Origin of the sequence: Rathayibacter sp. RFBD1 (genome assembly GCF_002932915.1) — a bacterium.
Taxonomy (GTDB): domain Bacteria; phylum Actinomycetota; class Actinomycetes; order Actinomycetales; family Microbacteriaceae; genus Rathayibacter.
In genome coordinates this window covers 88,390-112,626 of the sequence record NZ_PSWQ01000025.1, presented here as the reverse complement: position 1 = coordinate 112,626, position 24,237 = coordinate 88,390, and the positions used below count along the sequence as shown (strand labels likewise).

Here is a 24,237-nt window from a genome sequence, read left to right as displayed (position 1 = left end):
CCCCGCCTCGGTGCCCGCTCCGTCCCCTCTCCGAAGGAAGCGCCTCTCGTGACAAAGCCGGTCGTCCTGATCGCCGAAGAACTCTCGCCCGCCACCGTGGACGCGCTCGGTCCCGACTTCGAGATCCGCTCCGTGGACGGCACCGACCGCCCGGCGCTGCTCGAGGCCCTCGCCACGGCGCACGCGATCCTCGTGCGCTCCGCGACGCAGGTCGACGCGGAGGCGATCGCCGCGGCCCCCTCGCTCCAGGTGATCGCCCGCGCCGGTGTGGGTCTGGACAACGTCGACATCACCGCCGCGACCGCCGCGGGGGTCATGGTCGTGAACGCACCGACCTCGAACATCATCTCGGCCGCCGAGCTCACCGTCGGCCACATCCTGAGCCTCGCCCGCCACATCCCCGCCGCCCACAGCGCGCTCGCGCAGGGCCTCTGGAAGCGCTCGAAGTACACGGGCGTCGAGCTCTACGAGAAGACCGTCGGCATCATCGGCCTCGGCCGCATCGGCGCGCTGATCACCGCGCGCCTGCAGGCCTTCGGCGTGAACGTCGTCGCCTACGACCCCTACGTGACCAGCGCCCGCGCGCAGCAGCTCGGCGTCACGCTCCTCTCCCTGGAGGAGCTGCTGGCCGAGAGCGACTTCATCACGATCCACATGCCGAGGACCCCCGAGACGACGGGCATGATCTCGGACGATCAGCTGGCGCTGATGAAGCCGTCGGCGTTCATCGTGAACGTGGCCCGCGGCGGCCTCATCGACGAGGACGCGCTGCACCGCGCGCTCGTCGCGAAGACCATCGCCGGCGCCGGACTCGACGTGTTCGTGAAGGAGCCGCCGACCGGATCGCCGCTGCTCGCCCTCGAGAACGTGGTCGTCACTCCGCACCTCGGGGCCTCGACCGACGAGGCGCAGGAGAAGGCCGGCGTCTCGGTCGCCCGCTCGGTGCGCCTCGCGCTCTCGGGCGAGCTCGTGCCGGACGCCGTGAACGTCGCCGGCGGCGTGATCGACGAGTACGTGCGCCCCGGCATCCCGCTGGTCGAGAAGCTCGGCCAGGTCTTCTCGGGCCTCGCGGACTCGCCGGTCACCTCCATCGACGTCGAGGTGCGCGGCGAGCTCGCCGGCTACGACGTGAAGGTCCTCAAGCTGGCGGCTCTCAAGGGCGTGTTCACCAACGTGGTCTCGGAGACGGTGTCCTACGTCAACGCGCCGGTGCTCGCGGAGCAGCGCGGTATCGAGGTGCGCCTGATCACCGAGCCGGTCTCGGACGAGTACCGCAACGTGATCACGCTGCGCGGCGCGCTCTCGGACGGCTCGCAGATCTCGGTCTCGGGCACGCTGACCGGCACCAAGCAGGTCGAGAAGATCGTCGCGATCAACGGCTACGACGTCGAGGTCCCCCTCGCGAAGCACCTCGTCGTCATGAGCTACGTCGACCGCCCCGGGATCGTCGCGGTCTACGGCCGCGAGTTCGGCGACGCCGCGGTCAACATCGCGGGCATGCAGATCGCGCGCACCGAGGCGGGCGGCAAGGCGCTCTCGGTGATCACCATCGACTCTCCCGCCCCCGACGGCCTGCTCGAGAAGGTCCGCGTCGCGATCGACGCCGACCTCATGCAGGAGATCGACATCACCGAGCAGTGAGCACGCGGCGGTTCGCTCAGGTCGACGTCTTCGGCGCCGCGCCGTTCCGGGGCAACCCGGTGGCGGTCGTCGTCGACGGCGACGGCGTGGGCGACGCCGCGATGGCGGAGTTCGCGCGCTGGACGAACCTGTCCGAGACGACCTTCCTCCTCCGCCCGAGCGACCCCGCGGCCGACTACCGGCTGCGGATCTTCACGCCGGGCGGGGAGCTGCCCTTCGCCGGGCACCCGACCCTCGGGAGCGCGCACGCCTGGCTCGCGGCCGGAGGGACGGCCCGCGCGGCGGGGGAGCTCGTGCAGGAGTGCGCCGCGGGTCTCGTCCGACTGCGGGTGACGGAGGAGGGCATCGCCTTCGCCGCCCCGCCCCGCCGGCGGACCGGACCGGTCGACGAGGCGACGCTCGAGCGGGTGGCCGCGGCTCTGCGGATCCCGCGCGCGGAGATCCTCGATCACGAGTGGGTCGACAACGGTCCCGGCTGGCTGGCCGTGCGGCTCGCGTCGGCGGAGCAGGTCCTCGCGCTGCGGCCGGACCAGGCTCTCCTCGCCGGGCTCTCCGTCGGCGTCGTGGGCGAGCATCCGGCGGGAGGCGAGTGCGCGGTCGAGGTGCGGGCGTTCATCCCCGACGCCGGTGTGTCCGAGGACCCGGTGACGGGGAGCCTCAACGCGGGGATCGCCCAGTGGCTGATCGGCAGCGGCGTGCTGCCCGAGCGCTACACGGCCGCCCAGGGGGCGGCGCTGGGCCGAGCCGGGCGCGTGCGCGTCGAGAGCACGGACGGCGCGATCTGGATCGGCGGCGCGACGGTGACCCTGATCGACGGGGTCGTCGAGCTGTAGCGGGTCCGCCGGGGGCGGCGCGGCTCAGCTCCCGAGGAGGCGCTGGACGACCGCGAGGACGTCCTCGGCCTCGCCGCGCGACGGCGAGCCCGTGGGGAGCAGGGCGGAGTTGTAGTAGAGCCCGTCGCTCATCAGGACGATCGCCCGGGCGACGAGCGGGTCGCCCACGGCGTCGGCGACCACCTCGTTCCAGCTGTCGTGGATCCGCGCGAGGCCCCCGCTGGCGCGCTCGTCGTGCCCCTGCGCGATGCGCGACACGGCGAGGATCGTGCGGTCGAAGGCCGAGTCGGCGGCGAAGGAGGTGCGCAGCAGGTAGGCGACCACGCCCTCGGGAGCGGCGAGGCTCTGCGCGACGTCCGCCTCCCGCCGCGCGTCGAGGCGCTGCAGGAGCCCGTCGACGAGGGCGTCCTTCGAGGGGAAGTGGTAGAGCAGCCCGCCCTTGGAGACTCCGGCCTCGCGGGCGACGGCGTCGAGGGTCGCGGCGCGCTCGCCCTGCTCGATGAGGAGCTGCTCGAACGCGTCGAGGACGCGGTCGCGGGCGGGGGCAGGAGGCACGGCGACCATCCTACGGCGGATCAGTGGCGACTGTACCGGCCGGACGGTATACTCTCTCCGTTCTCCTCTGAAAGGTCGTCCCCGTGTCCGCGCGCACCGCTCCCGTCTCCACCCACGACACCGCCGGCGCCGCCGACAGGGTCGGGCGACGCGCCTGGGTGGCGCTCGCGGTGCTGATGCTCCCGGTGCTGCTGGTCTCGGTCGACAACACGGTGCTGAACTTCGCGCTCCCCTCGATCGCCGAGGATCTGGGCCCCTCCGGCACCGAGCTGCTGTGGATCGTCGACGCCTACCCGCTGGTGCTCGCGGGCCTGCTGGTGGCGATGGGCAGCCTCGGCGACCGCGTCGGGCGGCGGCGCCTCCTGCTGGTCGGCGCGGTCGGCTTCGCCGCCGTCTCGGTCGTGGCCGCGTTCGCTCCCACCGCCGCGGCGCTCATCGGCGCCCGCGCGGCACTGGGCTTCTTCGGCGCGATGCTGATGCCCTCGACGCTCTCGCTCCTGCGCAGCGTCTTCCCCGACCGCGACCAGCGCCGCCTCGCGATCGCGATCTGGGCGACCGGCTTCGCCGTGGGCTCGGGCATCGGCCCGCTGGTCGGCGGCGTGCTGCTCGAGCACTTCCCCTGGGGGTCGGTGTTCCTGCTCGCGGTGCCCGTGCTGCTCCCGCTGGTCGTCCTGGTGCCGATCCTGGTGCCGGAGTCGCGCGACCCGCAGCCCGGCCCGGTCGACGTGGTCAGCATCCTGCTGTCGCTGGCGACCATGGCGCCGGTCGTCTACGCGGTGAAGTCCTTCGCCGAGCACGGGATCGACGCGGTCGGCGTCGCGGCGCTCGTCGTGGGCGTCGTCTCGGGAGTTCTGTTCGTCCGCCGCCAGCAGCGCCGGGCCTCGCCGATGCTCGATCTCTCGCTCTTCCGCCGCGGCTCGTTCAGTGCGGCGATCGTGGTCAACCTCCTCAGCGTCACCGCGCTGGTCGGCGGGCTCTTCTTCCTCTCGCAGCACCTGCAGCTCGTGGTCGGGCTCTCGCCCCTGGAGGCGGGCCTCGTGCTCGTGCCGGGCCTCGCCGTGATGATCCTGGCCGGGCTCGGCGTGGTGCCGATCGCGCGCCGCGTCGCTCCGCGCCTCGTCGTCCCGGCCGGACTGCTGGTCTCGGCCGTCGGGTACATCCTGCTGGCCCTCGGCAGCGGGGCGCCCGGAGGAGCGTCCGCGCTCACCGTCGCCGTCGCCTTCGCGTTCCTCGGCCTGGGCATCGGTGCGGCCGAGACGGTGTCGAACGAGCTGATCCTGGCCAACGCGCCCGCCGACAAGGCCGGTGCGGCCTCCGCCGTCTCCGAGACCGCCTACGAGCTCGGTGCCGTCCTCGGCACCGCGACGCTCGGCACGGTCCTCACCGCCGTGTACCGCGGGGGAGTCGTGCTGCCCGAGGGCCTCGACGCCGCGCAGGCGCAGCGGGCCGGGGAGACCCTCGGCGGCGCCGTCTCGGTCGCCGGCGAGCTGCCCGCCGACTCCGCCGCGAGCCTCGTCGCGTCGGCGAGCGCGGCGTTCGACTCGGGCGTCGGCTGGTCGGCCTGGCTCGGTGTCGTCCTCGTGCTGGCCGCCGCCGCGGTCGGCGCCTGGCGCCTCCGCCGGAGCTGACGCTCCTCCTCTCCTCCCGAGGGAGGCCGCCCGGGACGCGCAGCGACTCCCGGGCGGCCCCTCGCCCGCCCGGCGGGGCGCGTGCCCCGGACCGCGGCGCGGGCGGGCCGCGAGTACGCTGGGGGGACTCCGACCCCGTACGCCTGAGGACCGCCATGCCCCGCACCGTGAAGCTCGCCGTCATCCCCGGAGACGGGATCGGGCCCGAGGTGACCGCCGAGGCCGTCAAGGTCCTCGACGCCGTCACCGCCGACTCCGACCTGGTGCTCGAGACGACCACCTTCTCGCTCGGCGCCGCCCGCTACCTCGAGACCGGCGACGTCCTCACCGACGAGGACCTCGCGGCGATCGCGGGGCACGACGCGATCCTCCTGGGCGCCGTCGGCGGAGCACCGGGCGACCCGCGCCTCCGAGACGCGAACATCGAGCGCGGGCTGCTCCTGCGGCTGCGCTTCGAGCTCGACCACTACGTCAACCTGCGGCCCACCCGTCTCTACGCGGGCGTCGCCTCGCCGCTCGCGGCTCCCGGCGAGGTCGACTTCGTGGTCGTCCGCGAGGGCACGGAGGGGCCCTACGTCGGCACCGGCGGCTCGATCCGGCAGGGCACCCCGCACGAGGTCGCCAACGAGGTGTCGGTCAACACCGCCTACGGCGTCGAGCGCGTCGTCCGCCACGCGTTCGAGCTCGCCCGCACGCGCCGCTCCCGGCTGACGCTCGTCCACAAGACGAACGTCCTCGTCTTCTCCGGCTCGCTCTGGAAGCGGATCGTCGACGAGGTGGGGGCCGCCTTCGAGGACGTGGCCGTCGACTACCTCCACGTGGACGCCGCCACGATCTTCCTCGTGACCGACCCTGCTAGGTTCGACGTCATCGTCACCGACAACCTCTTCGGCGACATCCTGACCGATCTGGCCGGCGCGATCAGCGGCGGCATCGGACTCGCGGCCTCGGGCAACATCAACCCCGACGGCGCGTTCCCCAGCATGTTCGAGCCGGTCCACGGATCCGCGCCCGACATCGCCGGACGGCAGCTCGCCGACCCGACCGCCGCGATCCTCTCGGCCGCGATGCTGCTGGACCACCTCGGCCGGAGCGACGAGGCCGCCCGCGTCACCGCGGCCGTGACCGCCGACATCGAGTCGCGCGACGGCACCCCGCGCTCCACGGCCGCGATCGGCGACTCCGTCGTCGCCCGCCTCCGCTGATCCCCCGCAGAAGGACACCACCACGATGAGCACCGACTCCGCCCCCGCCGACCTCGCGTTCGAGGTGACCGCCGCCCCCGCGCCCCGCTCCGCCGAGGAGCGCGCCCGGATCCTCGCGAACCCCGGCTTCGGCATGCACTTCACCGACCACATGGTCGGCCTCCGCTGGACCCGCGCGGACGGCTGGCACAGCGCCCGCGTCGAGCCCTACGGCCCGCTCGCGCTCGACCCCGCCGCCGCCGTCCTGCACTACGCGCAGGAGATCTTCGAGGGGATGAAGGCCTACCGCCACGAGGACGGCTCCGTCTGGACCTTCCGCCCGGAGGCGAACGCGCGCCGCCTGCAGCGCTCGGCCCGCCGTCTCGCGCTGCCGGAGCTCCCGACGGACCTCTTCGTCGAGTCGCTGCGGCAGCTGATCGCGGTCGACGGCGACTGGGTCCCCTCGGAACCGGAGACCAGCCTCTACCTGCGCCCGTTCATGTTCGCGCAGGAGGCGTTCCTCGGCGTGCGCGCGGCCGAGGACGTCGGCTACTACGTGATCGCCAGCCCCGCCGGCGCCTACTTCTCGGGCGGCGTCGCCCCCGTGTCGATCTGGCTCTCCACCTCCTACGCCCGGGCGGGCAAGGGCGGCACGGGAGCGGCGAAGACGGGTGGCAACTACGCCTCCTCCCTCCTCCCGCAGCAGGAGGCCTACAGCCACGGCTGCGCGCAGGTCCTCTTCCTCGACTCGCAGGAGTCGCAGTGGATCGAGGAGCTGGGCGGCATGAACGTGGTGCTGGTGAAGAAGGACGGCACGCTGGTCACTCCGGAATCGGACTCGATCCTCGAGGGCATCACGCGCGACAGCGTCCTGCAGCTCGCCGAGGACCGCGGCCACCGCGTCGAGCGGCGCCGCGTGAGCATCGACGAGTGGCGCGACGGAGTGGCCTCCGGCGACGTGGTCGAGGTGTTCGCCTGCGGGACCGCCGCCGTGATCACCCCGATCGCCGAGCTCAAGGGCGAGGGCTTCTCCGTCGGCCGCGAGGGCGCGCCCGCCGGGGAGCTCACGATGTCGCTCCGCGAGGAGCTGACCGGCATCCAGTACGGACGCCGCGAGGACACGCACGGATGGATGACGAGGCTGGACGCATGAAGATCGCACGATTCGCCACGCAGCGCGACGGGGACAACGGGGGAGCGATCCACTTCGGGATCGTGGACGAGGACGACCTGGTCGTGCTCGCCGGCGACCCGATGTTCGCCGGGTTCGACACCACGGGGGAGCGCATCCCGATCGCGGAGGCGAAGCTCCTCGCGCCGGTGATCCCGCGCTCCAAGGTCGTCGGCATCGGGAAGAACTACGCCGACCACGCGGCCGAGATGGGCGGCGACGCCCCGGCGGAGCCGCTGGTGTTCCTCAAGCCGAACACGTCGGTCATCGGCCCGGACGAGGCGATCGTCCTCCCCGAGGACAGCCAGCAGGTGGAGTTCGAGGGCGAGCTGGCGATCGTGATCGGCGCCGTGGCCCGCAACGTCCGCGCGGAGGACTACGAGGACGTGGTCTTCGGGTACACGATCGCCAACGACGTCACCGCGCGCGACCTCCAGCGCTCCGACGGCCAGTGGGCGCGGGCGAAGGGCTACGACACATTCTGCCCGCTCGGTCCGGTCATCGAGACCGAGTTCGTCTGGAACGAGAGCGCGATCGAGACGCGCGTCAACGGGCGCGTGCAGCAGTCGGGCAGCACCGGCGACATGATCCACGGGGTGCCCGAGCTCGTGGCCTACGTCTCGCGCATCTTCACGCTGCTCCCCGGGGACGTGATCCTCACCGGGACGCCCGCCGGCGTCGGGCCGATCGCGAACGGCGACACCGTCGCGGTGGACGTCGAGGGCATCGGCACGCTGTTCAACCCGGTGGTCGTCCGGCGCTGAGCCCGGGCCCTCCTCCGCGGAGGGACGAGCGCCTCCGGCCCGCAAGGATCCTCGGATCCGGCGGGCCGGACGCGTCCGAGCGGGACGTCAGTCGGCGCTCGCCGGGTCGCTGCCGACCGCGCCCTCGGTCTCGTCCGGCAGGTCGGCGTCGCCGGAGACGGTGTCCCCTCCGCTGTCGCCGTCGGTCACGGCGTCCGTGACACCGCGGTCGATCGCGGTGCCCCCGGGAGCGGCCCCCGCGGCGGAGGCGTCGGCCGCGTCCTCGCCGGGCAGCACCGTCTGCGCGCCGCCGGTGTTCGGGACGGCGTCGCCGCCGGATCCGGGAAGGTCCTCGTTCACGTTCTGGTCGGCCATGTCGGCTCCTCTCGTCGGGGCTCCAGCCCAGCACGCGACGGGCCCCTCCGCAGGACGTTGACAGCGCGGGGGCGAGGGGGCAGAGGCGGGCCGCGAGGCCGGGCGACGCGCCTTCACCGTGCTCCCCGGCGCTGTCAAGCGGACTGCCTCCGGGGCCGTCTGGTCGTAGCGTCGAGCTATGAACTCCTCCCGCACCGACTCTGTCAGCCGCATCGCTCGGGAGGACTTCGGCTGGTCGTCGCTGCTCCCCGGTCAGCGCGAGGCGATCGAGTCGGCGGCCTCCGGGCGCGACACGCTGCTGGTGCTGGCGACGGGCGGCGGCAAGTCCGCGGTCTACCAGATCGCCGGAGCCGAGCGCGGCGGCGTCGTCCTGGTCGTCTCCCCGCTCGTCGCCCTGCAGGCCGACCAGCTCGCCGCGATCGAGGCGGCTCCGGCGGCCCCGCCCGCCGTCGCGATCAACTCCTCCCAGGGCGCCGCGGCCGTCGCCCGCGCCTGGGACCGGATCGACGAGGGCGGCCCGCTCTACGTGCTCCTGGCGCCCGAGCAGCTCGCCAAGCCCGAGAACGTGGCGCGTCTGGCGGCCGCGGGGGTGTCGCTCCTGGTCGTCGACGAGGCGCACTGCGTCTCCTCCTGGGGCCACGACTTCCGCCCCGACTACCTCCGCCTGGCCGATGTGCGCGGCGAGCTCGGTGATCCGCCGGTGCTGGCGATGACCGCCACCGCCTCCGGGCCGGTGCGCGACGAGATCATCGAGCGCCTCCGCATGACCGACCCCGAGATCCAGGTGCACGGCGTCGACCGTCCGGAGATCCGGCTGGTGGTGCACCGCCACGAGAGCGAGAACGAGAAGCGCGCCGCCGTGGTCGAGGAGGCCCGCAGCTGGACGGCTCCGGGCCTGGTCTACGTCGCCACCCGCAAGGAGACGGAGGCCTACGCGGCCGACATCGCGGCGGAGGGGCGCCGGGTCGCGGCGTACCACGCCGGGCTCAAGGTGTCCGAGCGCAAGGTCGTGCACGAGCAGTGGCGCGCCGGCGAGCTCGACGTCGTCGTCGCGACCTCGGCCTTCGGGATGGGCATCGACCGGGCCGACGTCCGCTTCGTGCTGCACGCGACGACCACCGAGTCGCTCGACGCGTACTACCAGGAGATCGGCCGCGCGGGCCGCGACGGCGAGCCGGCCACGGGCGCGCTGCACTACCGCGCCGAGGACCTGGGTCTCCGCCGCTTCTTCGCCAAGCGCTCGGTCGACAAGGCCGCGCTGCGCGTGATCTGGGCGGCCGTCTCGGAGCAGCCGGGGCTCGACTCCGCGGCTCTCGCGAAGGAGCTGGGGAAGCCGGCCCGCACGATCGCCCGGATCGTCAACGATCTCGCGGACGCGGGGCTGGTGGAGACCGGGTCCGGTCTGCGCGCCACGCGCGAGGCCTCGGGCGACGAGGCCGTGCACGCGGTGAAGGAGGCTCTGGCCTCCCGCGAGCGGATCGCGGAGTCGCGCCTGTCGATGATGCGCGCCTACGCGGAGACCAGCCAGTGCCGCCGCCGAGTCCTGCTGGACTACTTCGGCGTGGAGTCGGCCGAGTGGTGCGGCAACTGCGACGGCTGCGAGCGGCACGAGGCGAGCGGCGAGACCGTCGAGGCGCCCGTGGACGCCCCTCTGAGCGTCGACGAGTCGGTGGAGCACCGCGAGTGGGGCGCCGGCACCGTGATGAGCGTGGAGGCCGACCGGGCGACGATCTTCTTCGAGTCCGAGGGCTACAAGGTGCTGTCGTTCCAGGCGCTCGAGTCCGGCGTCCTGCGCGAGCGCGAGCACGCCTCCGCCTGACCCCGGCTCTCCGCGCCGGCCGGTCGCCGGTCGCGGGACGCCGCTCCGGTACGGCAGGCACGGCGTGCCGTGCACCGGAGCGGCGTCCCGCGGAGGGGGTCAGACCTTCGAGACGGCCGAGCTCACGTCGGTGGGCTTCTCGTAGTCGCCGTCCGGGATCGCACGGAGGGCCTCGAGGACGTCGCCGTCCGCGCCCTCCTTCTCCGCGGTCTCGACGATCGTGTCCTTCGAGGCGGGGTAGTCGATGCCCGAGAGGTACTTCTGGATCTGGATCGGGTTGGGTGCGTCCATCGTGCTGTCCTTTCGTCGCCTTGCTGAGTGTTACGAGTGCTCTTCGGCGAAGAGCCGGTCGAAGGCGTCGACGCGCCGGTCGGTGACCGTCGTGGGCGTCTCGAGGTGCACGGCGCCGCTGGGCACGAGGCCCGCGCCGCCGAAGCGCTCCATGACGCGCCACTGCGCGGCGACGTCCTCACCGCTGTGCTCCGGGGGCAGCTGCTCCCAGAAGTCGAAGCCGCCGACGGCCAGGAGGGCGTCGCGGCGGTAGAGGACGCACGCGCCCAGCCAGGCGACCCGGTACGCGCGCCAGGCGCCCTCCGGGACGTCGAGGCGGGCGGCGACGTGCGTGAGATTCGCCGCGTTGTGCAGCGGCCAGCGCTCGAACTCAGGGGTTCCGCGCCGCACCCGCTCGGGCTCCACGCGCTCCTCCCAGGTCTCGAACGACTCGGTCTCGTGCGGGCGCACGTCCTCGAGGTAGGACAGGCCCTGCACCGCGGAGCCGACGAAGCCGCAGTCGAGGCGCTCGAGGGCCTCGTGCAGCCGCGAGAGCGTGCCCGGCTCGAGCCACACGTCGTCGTCGAGGAAGAGGACGGCCGGGGCGGTGGCGAGGGAGAGGAGGTAGTGCCTCTGCTCCGCGAGCCCGCGCCGGGGCAGGTGCCGGCGCACCACCGGAGCCCGGCCCTGCGCCTCCAGCACGCGCAGCATCGCGAGGATCGTCGGGTCGCTCTCGGCGACCGCGTTGTCGGACTGGTCGCTCACGATCACGCGGAAGGGCGGGTCGTCCTGGGCGGCGAGTCCGGCGAGCGTGGCGGCGAGCTCGGCACGGCGGCCGACCGTCGGCACCAGTACGTCGATCAGCGGCTGCCGGGGAGCCTCCGGGACCCCCCAGCGCCCGGACCACCGGCGGCTGGTCACGGCGCGGTCGATCGGATGCGCTGGACCATCTCGGTCGTGGAGTGCTCCGAGACGTAGCCGACCGTGGTGACGACGCCCCCGTAGGAGCGGACGACGGCCGCCTCCGCGAGCATGTCGGGGTTGTAGTCCCCGCCCTTCACGTAGACGTCGGGCTGCACGCGCTCGAGCAGCGGGATGGGGGTGTCTCCGCCGAAGAGAGTCACGTAGTCGACGCAGCCCAGCTCGGCGATCACACCCGCGCGGTCGCCCTCCGGGTTGATCGGCCGTCCCTCGCCCTTCAGCCGCCGGACGGAGTCGTCGTCGTTCACCGCGACCACGAGCACGTCGCCGAGCTCGCGGGCCTGGCGGAGGTAGGCGGTGTGGCCGCGGTGCAGGACGTCGAAGCAGCCGTTGGTGAACACCACGCGGCGACCGCGGCGCGACTGCTCCGCGAGGACCTCGACGAGGGCGTCCTCGCCGAGCACGACGGCGCCGGGAGCGGCGAGGGAGGCGAGCAGGTCGTCGCCCGAGCAGACGGAGGTACCGGGGCGCTGCACGACCACGTCGGCGGCGGCCTGCGCCAGATCGACGGCGGTGGCCAGGGAGCGGCCGGCGGCGAGGGCGAGGGTGGCGGTCGCGGCGAAGGTGTCGCCGGCACCGGATGCCTGCTTCTCCTCCGCAGGCTGAGCGAAGGTGCGGCTGACCGTGCCGTCGGCGTCGAGGGCGGTGGAGCCGTCCCGGTCGAGGGTGACCACGACGTGCCGGGCGCCCGAGCGGGCGCGCAGGTCGTCCGCCGCGTCGCGCACGGCGGCGGCCCGCTCCGTCCCGCGGCCGAGGGAACCGCCGAGCAGCCGCTCCGCCTCCTTGGCGTTCGGGGTGACGAGGTCCGGCCGGGCGAAGGCCCAGTCGGCGAGCTCGTGCGCGTCGATCACGAGGAGGCCGGGGCGCCCGACGGCGAGCAGGCGCTCGACGGCCTCGCGGAGGATCCCCGAGCCGTAGTCGCAGACCAGGACGGCGTCGGCGCCCGCGGCGGCCTCGGCGGCGGCACCGGCGAGCAGGGCCAGCTCGTCGTCGGCCGGGCGGTGCGGGCCGGAGTCGACGCGCAGCATCACGCTGTCGCCGCCGACCACGCGGGTCTTGATCGTCGTCGCGGCGCCGGTGCGGACGACCCGGGAGGTGTCCAGGCCGGCCCGCTCGAGCGCGCGCACGAGCCGGTCGCCCTCGGAGTCGCGACCGGCCACGCCGACCGTGCGGACGACGGCGCCCAGCGCGCGCAGGTTGGCGGCGGTGTTGGCGGCCCCGCCCGCGACGTCGACGACGTCCTCGAGCCGCAGGACCGGCGCGGGCGCCTCCCGCGTGACGCGCTCCGCCTCGCCGAGCCACCAGGAGTCGAGGATGAGGTCCCCGATCACGGCGACGACGGGCGGGCGCTCGTGGACGTGCGCCAGGAGGGCGCTCGCCCGCTGGAGCGCCGAGCCCTCGAGGCTCATCGCGCGCCTCCCGGCAGGACGGGCAGGCCGAAGTGCACGACCGTGGTGGTGGTCATCTCGTCGAGCAGCTCCGGGCCGTAGCCGAAGCCGGAGCCGGATGCTCCGCGGGGCTGGGCGCTGCCGCCCGGCGCTCCTCCGAAGACGCCGTTGACCTTGACGGTGCCGACCGGCAGCGTCGCCGCGGCGCGGTGCGCGTGCTCCATGTCGGCGGTGAGGATCGAGGCGGCCAGGCCGTAGGGGCTCGCGGCGGCCAGGTCCAGGCCCTCGTCGAAGGAGTCGACGACGCGGATCGGCGCGACGGGCCCGAAGGTCTCCTCCGTCATCACCAGCATCGACTCGGTGCAGTCGGCCAGGACGGTCGCGGGGTAGAAGGTGCCGTCCCCGGGAGTGCCGCCGGTGAGGGCGCGCGCGCCGCTGCCGAGCGCCTCCGTGACGTGCTCGTGGACGGCGTCGCGCATGCGGGCGTCGACGAGGCGGGGGAGAGGGCCCGCGCTCCAGCGGTCGGCCTCGGCGACCAGCGCCGCCGTGAACGCCTCGGCGATGTCGCGGTGCACGTAGATCCGCTCGACGGAGGTGCAGATCTGGCCGGCGTTGGCGAAGGCGCCCAGCGCGGCCTGCTCGGCGGCCCAGACCGGGTCGACGTCGCGGTCGACGACGAGCGCGTCGTTGCCGCCGTTCTCGAGGATCACGTGCGCGCCGGTGACGGCGGCGACCCGGGCGAGCGCGCGGCCGGTGGCGGTCGAGCCGACGTGGGCGAGGACATCGACGCCCTCGGTGCGCGCCAGCTCGTCGCCGACCGCCCCGTCGCCCTCGACCAGGGTCAGCACGCCCTCGGGCAGCGCCTCGGCGAGGATGCTCGTGAAGAGGGCGCCCGTGCCCGGGCTGCGCTCGCTCGGCTTGTGCACGACGACGTCCCCGGAGACGATCGCGGCGCCCAGGAGGCCCGCGGCGACGGCGACCGGGTCGTTCCACGGAGTGAGGGCGAGCACGACACCGCGCGGGTGCGGCAGGGCGAGATCGACGTTGAGGGCCCCTCCGCGCAGGCTCCTCCCGCGGTGCAGCGGGCCGAGCTCGGCGTACTGGAGCAGCGTGTCGACACCGGCGCGGACGCCGCCCAGGGCGTCGCCGGCGGGCTTGCCCGTCTCCTGCGTGTTGAGGTCGGCGAGCTCCTGCTCGCGCTCGGCCACGCGGTGGGCGGCGGCACGGAGCAGGGCGCCGCGCTCGGCGGGCGCGGTGGCGGCCCACGCGGGGAACGCGGTCCGCGCGCGGCGGACGGCGTCGGCGGCGGTCGTGGCGGGGGTCGTGATGTCGATGGTCACGGTCACCTCTCGGTCGGGGGCGCCCGCGGAGTGGCGGACGCATCCGTCCGGTACCCGGGTGGTGCGCGCCTAGACACGCCGCCTCCGGAATCCGCCCCCGGATCGGCGACGGGCTCGCCCCCGATCCGGTTTCGGATCGGCCCCGGCGGGGAAGTGGAGGAGTGCACCGTCCCCGGAGCGGCGCCCGCGCGCCCTCCGCACCTGAGAGGAACCCGTCGTGGTCGCCATCGCCCCCCTCCGAGAGCCTTTCGCCGGAGTCGAGAGGATCGCCGTCCTGCGCGGCGGCGGACTCGGCGACCTGCTGTTCGCGCTGCCCGCCGTCGACGCGCTCGCGGGCGCGTACCCCGGCGCCGAGATCACCCTGCTCGGGACGCCTGCGCACCGGGTCCTGCTTTCGGGCGTCGAGTCGCCGATCGCCGACGTCGAGATCCTGCCGGTGGCGCAGGGCGTCCGTGACGGCGAAGGGGAGGACCCCCGCGTCGTCGAGGACTTCACCGAGCGGATGCGCGCCCGCCGCTTCGACCTGGCCGTGCAGCTGCACGGCGGCGGGCGCTACTCCAATCCGTTCCTCCGGCGGCTCGGAGCGCGCCACACGATCGGCTCGCGCACCGACGACGCCGCGGAGCTCGAGCGGACGATCCCCTACGTCTACTACCAGCACGAGATGCTGCGGGCGCTCGAGATCGTCGGGCTGGCCGGGGCCGGAGCCGTCCGCCTGGAGCCCGTCCTGCCGGTCGACCCGGAGCGCCGCGACCGCCTGGCCGCGGCCCTGCCCGCGGGCGGCCCGCTCGTGCTGATCCACCCCGGAGCGACCGATGTCCGCCGCCGCTGGCCGAGTGCGTCGTTCGCCGAGGTGGCGACCGCTCTCCTCGCCGACGGGGCGCGAGTGCTGGTGGTGGGAGACGCCTCCGATGTGCCCGCCGCCGACGAGATCGTCGCCGGAGCGCCGGGAGCGGTCTCCTGGGCGGGCGTCGTGGACCTCCCGGACCTCGCTCCGCTGCTCTCGCTCGCCGACCTCGTGCTCGGCAACGACTCCGGCCCCCGCCACCTCGCCGCCGCGGTCGGTGCTCCGACGGTCGGCATCTTCTGGGTGGGCAACGCGATCAACGCGCAGCCCCTCGGACGGCAGCGCCACCGGGTGCAGCTGAGCTGGACCACCCGCTGCCCGGTCTGCGGCATCGACGTGACGCAGGTGGGCTGGACCGCTCCGCGCTGCGAGCACGAGCTCACCTTCGTCGACGACGTGCCGGTCGACCGCGTGCTCGAGGACGTCCGCGGAGTGCTCGCCTCCACCCGCTGAACCGCGAGATGCCACCTGTGGTGCTCGACATCGGCGTGTCGGCGTCACAGGTGGCATCTCGCAGCAGGGGGGATCCCGGGGTCCGCGTCAGCGGATCACGGCCAGGACGGCTCCTCCTCGTGCGTGATGACGAGCTCGCGGACCTCGCAGCCGCGCGGCTGGCCGAGGACGAACATGACGGCGTTCGCCACGTTCTCCGGGTCGTTCAGCAGCGCGTCCGGGCCCGGCTTGTACTGCTCGTCGCGGTCGTCGAAGAAGCGCGTCTTCATGCCCGACGGGATCAGCGTGGTCACTCCGATCTCGCCCTTGGTCTCGGCCGCGAGCGCGCGGGTGAAGCCGAGCACGCCGAACTTCGAGGCGCAGTACGCGGTCGCGTCCGAGACGGCCTTGATCGCGAGCGAGGAGGCGACGGTGACGACGCGGCCGTGGGTCTCGGTGAGGAAGGGCAGCGCCGCCCGGACGACGGCCGCGGTGCCGAGGAGGTTGACGGAGATGACGCGCTCCCACTCCTCCGGCTCCACATCGACGAGGCGGCCGCAGCGGTCGATGCCGGCCGCGGTCACGACGGCGTCGAGCCCGCCGTGCTCGCGGGCGATCTCGACGACCGCCTTCTCGGCCTCGCGGGTCTTCGCGACGTCGACCTGGTAGGCGGCGACGCCCTCCTTCACCGACGAGACGTCGCGGTCGAGCACGATCGGGGTGCCGCCGGCGGCGGTGACCGCGGCGGCGACGGCCGCACCGAGCCCGGAGGCTCCTCCGGTGATCAGGACGCGGCCGATGGGGGTGGGAGTGGTGCTCATGGTTTCCTTCCGGGGGTGGTCTGCGGGCCTCGTGGGCCGCGGGTCAGCCGACGCGCGCGAGCGCGGCGGCGAGATGGGTGGTCGAGCGGCCCGGGTGGTACGGCACGGTCAGGACCCGGCCGCCCCACTCCGCCACCGTCGCCGTCTCGGGGAGGGACTCGGCGGAGTAGTCGCCGCCCTTCACCCAGACGTCGGGGCGGATGCGGCGCAGCGCCTCGTCCGGCGTGTCCTCGCCGAAGACCAGCACGGCGTCGACGCACTCGAGCGCGAGCAGCAGGTCGACGCGGTCGTCCTCGGGGATGATCGGCCGCGCCGCGCCCTTGAGGCGCCGGACGGAGTCGTCCGAGTTGAGGCAGACGATCAGGCAGTCGCCGAGAGCCCGTGCTGCGGAGAGGGTGCGGGCATGGCCGGCGTGGAGCAGGTCGAAGCAGCCGCCCGTCGCGACCACCGTTCCTCCTGCCGCGCGGACGGACTCGGCGACGCGCAGGGCGTCCACCCCGCCGCCGTGGAGGGGTGCGGGGTCGGCGGGAGCGGAGAGGGAGGCGACCCCTCCCGCGAGGAGGTAGGCGCCGGCTGCGGCGACCGCCGCCTGCACCGCCTCCGACGTGCTCGCACCCTCGGCGAGGGCGACGGCGGCGGAGGCGGCGAACCGGTCGCCCGCGCCGCACGGGTCGGTGGGCGGCACGGCGACGGCCGGTGCGACGACCGGGACGCCGGCGCCGCGGGAGCGCAGCAGGGCGCCGGAGGATCCCATCGTCACGGTGACCGCACCGCAGCCCCAGCGCTCGAGGAGGGTGGTCGCGGCGGACTCGGCGCGCGTCACTCCGCGGCCGACGGCTCCCGAGAAGGCGGTGGCCTCGGCCAGGTTCGGGGTGGCGAGGGAGGTGGCGGCGACCGGCTGGGAGCCCCGCGGGTGCGGATCCCACACCAGCGGCACGGTGAGCGCGTCGAGCGCCGTGCGGAGCGACGGCTCCTCGGTCAGGCGGCGGCCGTAGTCGGCGACGATCACGGCGTCGGCGTCGGCGAGCGCGGCGAGCATCGCGTCGGTGACGCCGGGGACGGGCGGCGTCTCGCAGCCGCGGTCGATCCGCACGACGGCCTGGCCGGAGGCGGCGACGCGGGTCTTCACCGGCGTCGGCGCTCCCGAGGGCCCGGCGACCAGGCGGACGCCGGACAGCTCGGCGCGCAGCTCCGCCACGTCCGGATCCGAGTCCTCGGCGAGCGCGGTCACCAGCGTCACCTCGTGCCCGTCGCGGGCGAGCATCCGGGCGACGAGCCCGGCACCGCCGGCGCGGGCGCTGCGGGCCGACACGTCGACCACGGGGACGGGGGCGTCCGGGCTCAGCCGCTCGGCGGGTCCGGAGAGGTCGACGTCGAGCATCACGTCGCCGACGACGACGAGGCGCAGGCGGCTCACGAGGCGGCCGCCGTCCGCGCGCGGATCCGGTGCTCGAAGGCCCGGCAGAGCGCGTGCACGAGCACCAGCTGCGCCTCCTGCACGTTGGAGCCGTGGCCCTCGAGGGCGATCGCCTCGTCGCAGAGCTCGGTGAGCGGGTTCGGCCCCTCGCCGGTCAGTGCCCACGACCGGGCGCCCGCCGCACGGGCGGCCTCCGCGGCGTGGAGGAGGTTCGCGCTGCGTCCGCTGGTGGAGAGCAGGACCACGACGTCGCCCGCCCGGGCGTGCGCGGTGACCTGGCGCGAGAACACGTGGTCGAAGCCGTAGTCGTTGCCGATCGCGGTCAGGCTCGACGTCTCGGCGTGCAGCGAGATGGCGGAGAAGGGGACGCGGTCGCCGTCGAAGCGGCCGACGAGCTCGGCGGTGAGGTGCTGCGCCTCCGCCGCGGAGCCGCCGTTGCCCGCGGCGAGCAGGCGCGCGCCGGAGTGCAGGCGGTCGGCGAGCTCGACGCCCCAGGCGGCGATCCTGTCGGAGTGGCGCTCCAGCTGCGCGACCGCGTCGAGCGCGCGCGCCACGTGGTCGTCGACGAGGCGCCGGGCGGCGTCGGCCGGGGTGTCCAGAACGGTGTCGATGGTCGCGGTGTCGATGGTCATCGTCGCGGAGCCGCCTTCCGGGTGGTGGGGGATGAGGGTGCGCTCGTGGCGCCGGTGAGGAGCGACTCGTCGCCGAGGCCGGCGAGGGTCGTGACGTAGGCGCGCTCGGTGTCGGCGGCGACGCGGTCCCAGGAGTAGCGGGACTCGACGCGCTCGCGGCCGGCGGCCCCGTAGGCGCGGGCGCGGTCGGGGTCCTCCAGCAGCGAGCCGAGGGCGGCGGCCAGGGCGACCGGATCGCGCGGAGGCACGTGGACCCCGGTGACGTCCTCGACCACGGTGTCGATCAGGCCGCCCACGGAGGAGGCGACGACCGGCACGCCGCAGGCCATCGCCTCGAGCGGAGTGATGCCGAACGGCTCGTACCAGGGCGCGCAGACCACGACGTCGGCCGAGCGGAGCATCGCGGGCATCTCGGTCTGCGAGAGCTGGCCGACGAAGTCGACACGGTCCGCGACGCCGAGGCTCTCGGCCACGCCGTGCAGCCGCTGGTACTCGGGGTCCGCCGTCAGCGCGTCGCCGGAGCCGGAGCCCCCGACCACGACGAGCTCGGCGTCGTGGCCGGCCGCGACCAGGTGCGCGAGCGCCTCGATCGCGATGCCCATGCCCTTGCGCGGCACCAGGCGTCCGATGGTCATCAGCCGCGAGCGCTCGCTGCGGGGCGCGACCGGGCCCTCGACCGAGAACCGGTCGATGTCGACTCCGCAGGGCACCACCGAGATGCGCGAGGTCGGCACGCCGAGCCCCTTGAGCTCGAAAGCCTCGTCCGAGCAGGTGGCGACGACGCCGTCGGCCTTCTGACCCACTCCGGGCTCGAGCCAGGCGCGCTCCTCGGGGCTGGTGTCGAGCGCGCCCTGCTGGCGGCGCTTGACCACGCCCAGCGCGTGGAAGGTGTGGAGGACGGGCACGCGCCGACCCGTGGCTCGCTCCACCCGCTCGGAGGCGTCGAGCGCGGCGACCCCGGACATCCAGAAGTGGCTGTGCACGAGGTCCGGCCGCTCCTGCAGCCACTCCTCGGCGAGGTCGACGGCGAAGTCGCCCATGAAGGGCAGCAGCTCGTCCTTGGACACCCGGCGCGGCGGTCCGGCGTCGATGTGCACGACCTCGACTCCCGAGGTGAAGGGCACGCGCCGGGGGAGGGAGGGGTCGTCGCGGCGGGTGTAGACGACGACGCGGTGGCCGCGGCGGGCGAGCGCGTCGGCGAGCGCCGCCACGTGGACGTTCTGGCCGCCGGCGTCGACGCCGCCGAGGGTCGCCAGCGGGCTCGCGTGCTCCGAGACCATGGCGATCGTCAGCGCGGGCGCGGCGGAGAGGTGCTGCTTCATCGGGTGCTCCCTTCCAGAGCGGGCTCCGGCGACCGGCGTCCGGGGAGGTCGGCGAGGACCTCGTCCCAGTCGCGGTGGAACCGGGCGAGGCCGTAGCGCGCGAGCGCGGCCTCGCGGGCGACGGCGCCGGCGCGGGCGGCGCGGTCCGGGTCCTCGACGAGCGCCCGGGCCGAGGCGACGAGGGCGTCGAGGTCGTTCGAGACTGCTCCGGCCTCGGGCGGGACGGCGCGCCCCGCCTCCGTCACGTCGAGCGCGACGACGGGCATCCCGAGGTGCATCGCCTCCAGCAGCGCGAGGCCGAGGGAGGTCCAGCGGAACGGGTGCAGGTAGACCCGGCGGCGGGCCAGGGCCGCGTGCATCGCCTGCGTGCGGACGTCGCCGAGGACCGTCACGTCCTCCAGGCCCGGCAGCTCGGCGAGCCGGTCGGTCTTCATCCCGAAGACGTCCAGCGGAGCGACGGCGCCGAAGCGGGGGAGCAGGTCGGTCCCCGCGACCCGGCCCCGGCGGACGGGCTCGTTGACGACCACGCCGAAGTGCGGCAGCTCGCCGGTGTAGAGGGGGCCCGGGTCGTGGATCCCGTGCTCGATCACCGTCGTCCGCGTCGATCCGGTGTCCCACATCAGGGCGTTGAAGTGGGTGACGTGGACGATCAGCAGGTCGTCGCGGTCGGCGAGCGGGTGGCGGTTGTCCGGCACGTCCCCGCGGGGGGTGTTGTGCTCCACGTAGACGGCGGGCACGTCGCGGCCGAGGCGTCGCCCGAGCAGGCGCTCGGCCTCGGCGAGCTCCTCGGGCCTCTGAAGGAGGACCGCGTCGACGTCGGCGTCGTGCAGCTCCTCGGGCGCGATCTCGACGGCGCTCGGCCAGTCGCGGCCGCCGGTGCCCAGGCCCCAGCCGTCGCGGGCCGGAGTCGTGGGGAGCAGGTAGGTGTGGGCGCCGCGGACGAAGGCGTCCGCCCAGCCGCCGTGCACGTGCCAGAGCAGGATCCTCATGCGATGGCCTCTCTCGGGGAAGTCGTGGGTCGGAGTCGGAGGGCGGCGGCGACCGCCTCCTCGGCGCTCACCCCCGCGAGGCAGGGATGGCCGGGGACGGGGCACACGCGGGCGCGCGAGCCGGCGCAGGGCGCCTCCTGGTCGCCGAGCAGCGCGACCGGGACGCCGTAGGGCGCCCAGCGCACGGCCGGGACGACCGGCGCGAAGAGGCTGACCACGGGGGTGCCGACCGCGGCGGCGAGGTGCGCGGGGCCGGTGTTGCCGCAGATCACGACCTCGGCGCCGGCCAGCACCTCGGCGGCGCCGGGGAAGTCCGTCGCCCCGCCGAGGTCGATGCCGCGGGAGCCCGCGACCTCGGCCGTGAGGGAGCGCTCGCCCGGGCCGCCGGTGACGACGACGGCGAGGCCCGCGTCCGCCAGCAGCTCGACGGCGCGGGCCGCGTTCGCCGCGGGCCAGGCGCGGGCGGGGACGGCTGCCCCGGGGTGCACGACCGCGTAGGGGCCGATCCCCTCGAGAGCGGCGGGCAGCACGCCCTCGCGGCGCACGCGGAGCCGTCCGTCGTCGCCGGCGGGCAGCGCGAAGCCGGCCGCCGCCGCGATCGCGAGCGCGCGCTCCGGCTCCGGCTGGTCCTCCTCGAGGGTCTCGCCCGGGACGAGGCGCACATCGAGCAGGGCGCCCGCGAAGTCGACCGAGGCGCCCGTGATGCGGGCGACACCGGCGAGGCGGAGAAGCAGGGCCAGCGGAAGCGGCGACTGGTGGAAGGAGGTGAGGATCACGGCCTCGTCCGGCGCGAACTCCTCGACGATCGCGCGCAGCTCGTCGACGAGCTCGGAGTCGACGGGGCGGGAGGCGTCGCCGATCCACGGGCACCACCAGGTGCGGACGGAGGAGGGACCCGGCAGCAGCGCGGCCGCGGGCGCTCCCTGCGGACCGCTCAACAGCAGCACCTCGGCGTCGGCCGCGATCGCGCGGACGGCGGGTCCGCACAGCAGGACGTCTCCCGCGCTGTCCAGGCGGGCGACGAGCACGCGGCGCCTCACTCGGCGTCCTCGTCGGGCTGCATCGCGAGCAGCAGCTCGACCGCCTCGAGGAGCGTCGCCGCCTGCAGCGGAGCGGCGTCCACCTCCTCGGCGCGGGTGATCGGAGTCGGCACCAGCACTCCACGGGCGCCGGCCGCGGCGGCGGCGCCGACGTCGGCCCCGATGTCGCCGATCACGGCGAGGGAGCGGGCCGGCAGTCCCAGCTGCTCGGCGGCGCCGAGCACCATGCCGGGCCGGGGCTTCCGGCAGGAGCAGCCGTCCTCCGGGCCGTGGGGGCAGAGCATCCACACGTCGAAGCCGCCGAAGAGCTCGTCCACGCGCCGGTTCACCGCGTCGGCCTGGCCGCGGTCGATGATCCCGCGGGCGATCCCGGACTGGTTGGTGACCACGCCCACGGCCAACCCCGCCTCGCGCGCCCGCTCGACCGCGGCGAGGGCGGTGGGCATCGGGGAGACCTGCGCCGGGTCGCCGTTGTAGGGCACGTCGACCACGAGCGTCGCATCGCGGTCGAAGAGGATCCCCCGCAGGCGCGGGGCCCTCGCGCGCTCGTCGGCGCTCCGGGAGGAGGAGTCGTTCACCTTCTCCTCGTACCCCTCGACCGGGGATGTAAACCCCCTTCCGGAGAAGTCGGTCCGTCCGGGCGCGTCGCTCGCATCTGCGGGCGGCGCGTCTGAGGTGCGCGCAGCGGGGTACGGGGACTCCGACAGGAAGGAGGCGCCGTGCGCGCTCTCACCGCCCCGGACGGGACTCCGGAGATCCTCGCGCTGCGCGCCCTCAAGCTCGGCGACCTGCTCGTCGCCGTCCCGGCGCTCAAGGCCCTGCGCCGCGGCTTCCCGGATCACCGGCTGATCATGGCGACCACGCCCTGGCTCGAGCCGATCGTCGACCTCGTCGAGGGCCTGGACGCGCTCGTGCCCACCCTCCGCGGACTCGACGACCCGCTGCCGATGGCCGCCGGCCGGGTCGAGCTCGGCGTGAACCTCCACGGCAACGGCCCGGAGTCGCGGCTGCGGCTGCGCGAGATCGCGCCCGAGCGCACGCTCGAGTTCCGCGTCCCGGCGCTGGACCCGGGCGCGGGCCCGAAGGACCCGCGGCCGCTCTGGATCGACGGCGAGCTGGAGCGCGCCCGCTGGGCCCGCCTGGTGAACTCGATCGGTCTCGACGCCGACCCCGAGGACGTCGCGATCGCCGTCCCCGAGGAGCCCGCCTCGGCCCCCGGAGCCGCCGTCGTGCACATCGGGGCCTTCTACGGCTCTCGCGAGTGGCCGGAGGAGCGCTTCGCCGCGGTGGCGCGCGCCCTCACCGCCGAGGGGCACCGCGTCGTCTACACCGGAGGCGCGAACGAGGCCGACCGCGCCCGCCGCGTCGCCGAGCTCGCCGGCACGGGCGAGGTGCTGGCGGGGGAGCTCACGCTCAGCGGGTTCGCCGCGGTCGTCGCGGCCGCCGAGGTCGTGGTGACCGTCGACACCGGGGCCGCGCACCTCGCCTCCGCGTACGGCGTCCCCTCGGTCGTGATCTTCGGTCCGGCCCCGCCCGAGGCCTGGGGCCCTCCGGCCTCGGGTCCGCACGTCGTGCTGACCGACGCCTCCCTCCGCCGCGGCGACGTCTTCTCCGCCGAGCCGGACCCGGCGCTGCTCGCGGTCCAGGTCGACGACGTCCTCGCCGCCCTCGCGTCGCTCCCGTCGCGTGCCGAGGCCCACCTCAGGCGGACTTCAGCCGCGTCGCCGGTCGGACCGGAGTGACCGTGGCCACGCGGGCCCGGGGAGCGCGCGGCTGATGGCTGCGCGAGGGGGCGCCGAGCCTGTCGGCGAGCTGCGCGAGGATCCGCCGCTGCAGGCGCGAGACCTGCATCTGTGTCGTTCCCAGCGCGTCGGCGATCTGCTGCTGGGTGCGCTCCTCGACGAAGCGCATCCGCAGGAGCTCGCGCTGGCCCTCCTCGAGCTCGGCGAGGGCCTCGGCGAGCCCGTGCCGCCGGTCGATCTCGAGCAGCCGCTCGTCCTCGCCGCCGAGGGTGTCGCCCAGGCCGACGCCCCCCTCGCCCACGGTCTCGTCGAGGGAGAGCGGATGCCCCGCGAGGCGCGCGTCGGCCACCTCCGTCGCGTCCACTCCGAGGCGGCGGGCGATCTCCTGGTCGGTGGGGTGACGGCCGAGCTCCTGCGCGAGCTCGTCGGCGACGACGGCGGAGCGGCGGTGCAGCTCCTGCACGCCGCGCGGCGGCCGGATCATCCAGCCGAGGTCGCGGAGGTGGCGCTTGAGCTCGCCGGTGATCGTGGGGACGGCGAAAGCGGCGAAGCTGTCGCCGCGCTCGGGAGTGAAGCGGCGGGCGGCCTTCACGAGGCCCACGTAGGCGACCTGGCGCAGATCCGCCCAGTCGCCTCCGCTCCGGGAGACCCGGCGGGCCATGGCCTCGGCCAGGCCCAGGTGGTCGAGCACGATGCGCTCGCGGATGCGCGCGCCCTCGGCGGCCTCGGCGCTCACCGCCGCCTGGAAGAGCGAGAGCGTGCGGGCGTCCTTCTCCTCCCGCGCCGCCTCGGTGAGGACGCTCGGACGGTCGGTGCGGGTGTCGAGATCGATCGTGCTCATCAGTGCTCCTTCCGGGCACGCTCGCGCGGAGGCCCGGCGCGGCCTGCGGTGCGGCGCTCAGGCCCTCTCGACGAGAGGCCCGAGGTCAGCGCACCACTGCTCCTGCCCGCTCCGGGAGTCCGTTGACTCGGAGCAGTGCTGTCCGGTAGAAGCACTGCCCGCGAGGCGGGTCCGTGCCCGCGGTCGAGGCGCTGCCACCCCCGCGATCCCGGGCGCCGCACCGCCT

General features: G+C 74.8%; 23 protein-coding genes. 9 read left to right on the top strand and 14 right to left on the bottom strand.

The genetic code is table 11. From position 1 onward, the window contains the following. Positions 1–48: 48 nt before the first annotated feature. Together serA and C5D50_RS14460 are read left to right on the top strand one after the other, a co-directional pair. A complete protein-coding gene (gene serA, locus C5D50_RS14465) occupies positions 49–1,641 on the top strand; it encodes a phosphoglycerate dehydrogenase (protein WP_104223535.1) in 1,593 nt (530 codons plus the stop codon). Beyond that, positions 1,638–2,474, top strand: coding sequence for a PhzF family phenazine biosynthesis protein (locus C5D50_RS14460; RefSeq protein WP_104283814.1), 837 nt, complete (start codon positions 1,638–1,640; stop codon positions 2,472–2,474). The genes serA and C5D50_RS14460 overlap by 4 nt, the downstream gene beginning before the upstream one ends. A 24-nt stretch (positions 2,475–2,498) precedes the next feature. On the opposite strand, the gene C5D50_RS14455 is transcribed toward C5D50_RS14460, so the two are convergent. Further along, entirely contained in the window at positions 2,499–3,038 is a 540-nt protein-coding gene (locus C5D50_RS14455; protein ID WP_104239274.1) for a TetR/AcrR family transcriptional regulator, read from the bottom strand. A gap of 74 nt (positions 3,039–3,112) precedes the next feature. Here C5D50_RS14455 and C5D50_RS14450 point away from each other — a divergent pair, with 74 nt between their 5' ends. The 4 genes from C5D50_RS14450 (at position 3,113) to C5D50_RS14435 (ending at position 7,776) form a co-directional block, all read left to right on the top strand. After that, positions 3,113–4,657, top strand: a complete 1,545-nt coding sequence (locus C5D50_RS14450) for an MFS transporter (RefSeq protein ID WP_258059394.1) — start codon at positions 3,113–3,115, stop codon at positions 4,655–4,657. Positions 4,658–4,812: 155 nt separating this feature from the next. After that, positions 4,813–5,862: a 3-isopropylmalate dehydrogenase gene (locus C5D50_RS14445; RefSeq protein ID WP_104257252.1), complete on the top strand. Its 1,050-nt coding sequence runs from the start codon at positions 4,813–4,815 to the stop codon at positions 5,860–5,862. A gap of 25 nt (positions 5,863–5,887) precedes the next feature. Then, positions 5,888–6,994 carry a branched-chain amino acid aminotransferase gene (locus C5D50_RS14440; RefSeq protein WP_104239273.1) on the top strand — a complete coding sequence of 369 codons (1,107 nt, stop codon included), beginning with the start codon at positions 5,888–5,890 and terminating at the stop codon, positions 6,992–6,994. Continuing rightward, positions 6,991–7,776: a fumarylacetoacetate hydrolase family protein gene (locus C5D50_RS14435; RefSeq protein ID WP_104233223.1), complete on the top strand. Its 786-nt coding sequence runs from the start codon at positions 6,991–6,993 to the stop codon at positions 7,774–7,776. The genes C5D50_RS14440 and C5D50_RS14435 overlap by 4 nt, the downstream gene beginning before the upstream one ends. 87 nt (positions 7,777–7,863) lie before the next feature. Here the strand turns inward: C5D50_RS14435 and C5D50_RS14430 are convergent, their stop codons facing one another. After that, the gene (locus tag C5D50_RS14430) at positions 7,864–8,130 is read right to left on the bottom strand and encodes a hypothetical protein (RefSeq protein WP_104226254.1); all 267 of its coding nucleotides are present in this window, start codon (positions 8,128–8,130) and stop codon (positions 7,864–7,866) included. 178 nt (positions 8,131–8,308) lie between these two features. Here C5D50_RS14430 and C5D50_RS14425 point away from each other — a divergent pair, with 178 nt between their 5' ends. Then, positions 8,309–9,949 carry a RecQ family ATP-dependent DNA helicase gene (locus C5D50_RS14425; protein WP_104239270.1) on the top strand — a complete coding sequence of 547 codons (1,641 nt, stop codon included), beginning with the start codon at positions 8,309–8,311 and terminating at the stop codon, positions 9,947–9,949. 99 nt (positions 9,950–10,048) lie between these two features. Here C5D50_RS14425 and C5D50_RS14420 read toward each other — a convergent pair whose 3' ends face one another. Genes C5D50_RS14420 through C5D50_RS14405 form a run of 4 tightly spaced genes read right to left on the bottom strand, consistent with a single transcriptional unit; the run spans position 10,049 to position 13,928 of the window. Then, positions 10,049–10,240 carry a DUF2795 domain-containing protein gene (locus tag C5D50_RS14420; protein WP_104223528.1) on the bottom strand — a complete coding sequence of 64 codons (192 nt, stop codon included), beginning with the start codon at positions 10,238–10,240 and terminating at the stop codon, positions 10,049–10,051. 30 nt (positions 10,241–10,270) lie between these two features. Continuing rightward, positions 10,271–11,140 carry a glycosyltransferase family A protein gene (locus tag C5D50_RS14415; RefSeq protein WP_219814725.1) on the bottom strand — a complete coding sequence of 290 codons (870 nt, stop codon included), beginning with the start codon at positions 11,138–11,140 and terminating at the stop codon, positions 10,271–10,273. After that, a complete protein-coding gene (rfaE2, locus tag C5D50_RS14410; protein WP_104256011.1) occupies positions 11,137–12,609 on the bottom strand; it encodes a D-glycero-beta-D-manno-heptose 1-phosphate adenylyltransferase in 1,473 nt (490 codons plus the stop codon). Before rfaE2 ends, C5D50_RS14415 begins: the two co-directional genes overlap by 4 nt. Further along, positions 12,606–13,928 (bottom strand): aldehyde dehydrogenase, encoded by a 1,323-nt coding sequence (locus C5D50_RS14405; RefSeq protein WP_258063235.1) that lies wholly within the window; start codon positions 13,926–13,928, stop codon positions 12,606–12,608. The genes rfaE2 and C5D50_RS14405 overlap by 4 nt, the downstream gene beginning before the upstream one ends. Positions 13,929–14,145: 217 nt before the next feature. Here C5D50_RS14405 and C5D50_RS14400 point away from each other — a divergent pair, with 217 nt between their 5' ends. Beyond that, entirely contained in the window at positions 14,146–15,228 is a 1,083-nt protein-coding gene (locus C5D50_RS14400; protein ID WP_104283813.1) for a glycosyltransferase family 9 protein, read from the top strand. A 95-nt stretch (positions 15,229–15,323) separates the two neighbouring features. Here the strand turns inward: C5D50_RS14400 and C5D50_RS14395 are convergent, their stop codons facing one another. Genes C5D50_RS14395 through C5D50_RS16620 form a run of 7 tightly spaced genes read right to left on the bottom strand, consistent with a single transcriptional unit; the run spans position 15,324 to position 22,006 of the window. Continuing rightward, entirely contained in the window at positions 15,324–16,028 is a 705-nt protein-coding gene (locus C5D50_RS14395) for an SDR family oxidoreductase (RefSeq protein WP_104250150.1), read from the bottom strand. Positions 16,029–16,071: 43 nt separating this feature from the next. Beyond that, positions 16,072–17,436, bottom strand: a complete 1,365-nt coding sequence (locus C5D50_RS14390) for a PfkB family carbohydrate kinase (RefSeq protein WP_104239116.1) — start codon at positions 17,434–17,436, stop codon at positions 16,072–16,074. Between the two features lie 5 nt (positions 17,437–17,441). Next, complete coding sequence (locus C5D50_RS14385) at positions 17,442–18,077, bottom strand: SIS domain-containing protein (RefSeq protein ID WP_104223523.1); 636 nt, start codon at positions 18,075–18,077, stop codon at positions 17,442–17,444. After that, on the bottom strand, positions 18,074–19,369 hold the full coding sequence (locus C5D50_RS14380; RefSeq protein ID WP_104283822.1) for a glycosyltransferase: 1,296 nt from the start codon (positions 19,367–19,369) through the stop codon (positions 18,074–18,076). Before C5D50_RS14380 ends, C5D50_RS14385 begins: the two co-directional genes overlap by 4 nt. Before the next feature lie 26 nt (positions 19,370–19,395). After that, the gene (locus tag C5D50_RS14375) at positions 19,396–20,388 is read right to left on the bottom strand and encodes a glycosyltransferase (RefSeq protein WP_104233231.1); all 993 of its coding nucleotides are present in this window, start codon (positions 20,386–20,388) and stop codon (positions 19,396–19,398) included. Continuing rightward, positions 20,385–21,428, bottom strand: a complete 1,044-nt coding sequence (locus C5D50_RS14370; protein ID WP_219814724.1) for a glycosyltransferase family 9 protein — start codon at positions 21,426–21,428, stop codon at positions 20,385–20,387. The genes C5D50_RS14375 and C5D50_RS14370 overlap by 4 nt, the downstream gene beginning before the upstream one ends. After that, positions 21,425–22,006: an HAD-IIIA family hydrolase gene (locus tag C5D50_RS16620; protein WP_104226264.1), complete on the bottom strand. Its 582-nt coding sequence runs from the start codon at positions 22,004–22,006 to the stop codon at positions 21,425–21,427. The genes C5D50_RS14370 and C5D50_RS16620 overlap by 4 nt, the downstream gene beginning before the upstream one ends. Before the next feature lie 141 nt (positions 22,007–22,147). Between C5D50_RS16620 and C5D50_RS14365 the strand changes: the two genes are divergently transcribed. After that, positions 22,148–23,170 carry a glycosyltransferase family 9 protein gene (locus tag C5D50_RS14365; RefSeq protein WP_104283812.1) on the top strand — a complete coding sequence of 341 codons (1,023 nt, stop codon included), beginning with the start codon at positions 22,148–22,150 and terminating at the stop codon, positions 23,168–23,170. Here C5D50_RS14365 and C5D50_RS14360 read toward each other — a convergent pair. After that, complete coding sequence (locus C5D50_RS14360) at positions 23,130–24,011, bottom strand: sigma-70 family RNA polymerase sigma factor (protein WP_104283811.1); 882 nt, start codon at positions 24,009–24,011, stop codon at positions 23,130–23,132. The two genes, C5D50_RS14365 and C5D50_RS14360, sit on opposite strands and share 41 nt — an antisense overlap. Positions 24,012–24,237: the final 226 nt, after the last annotated feature.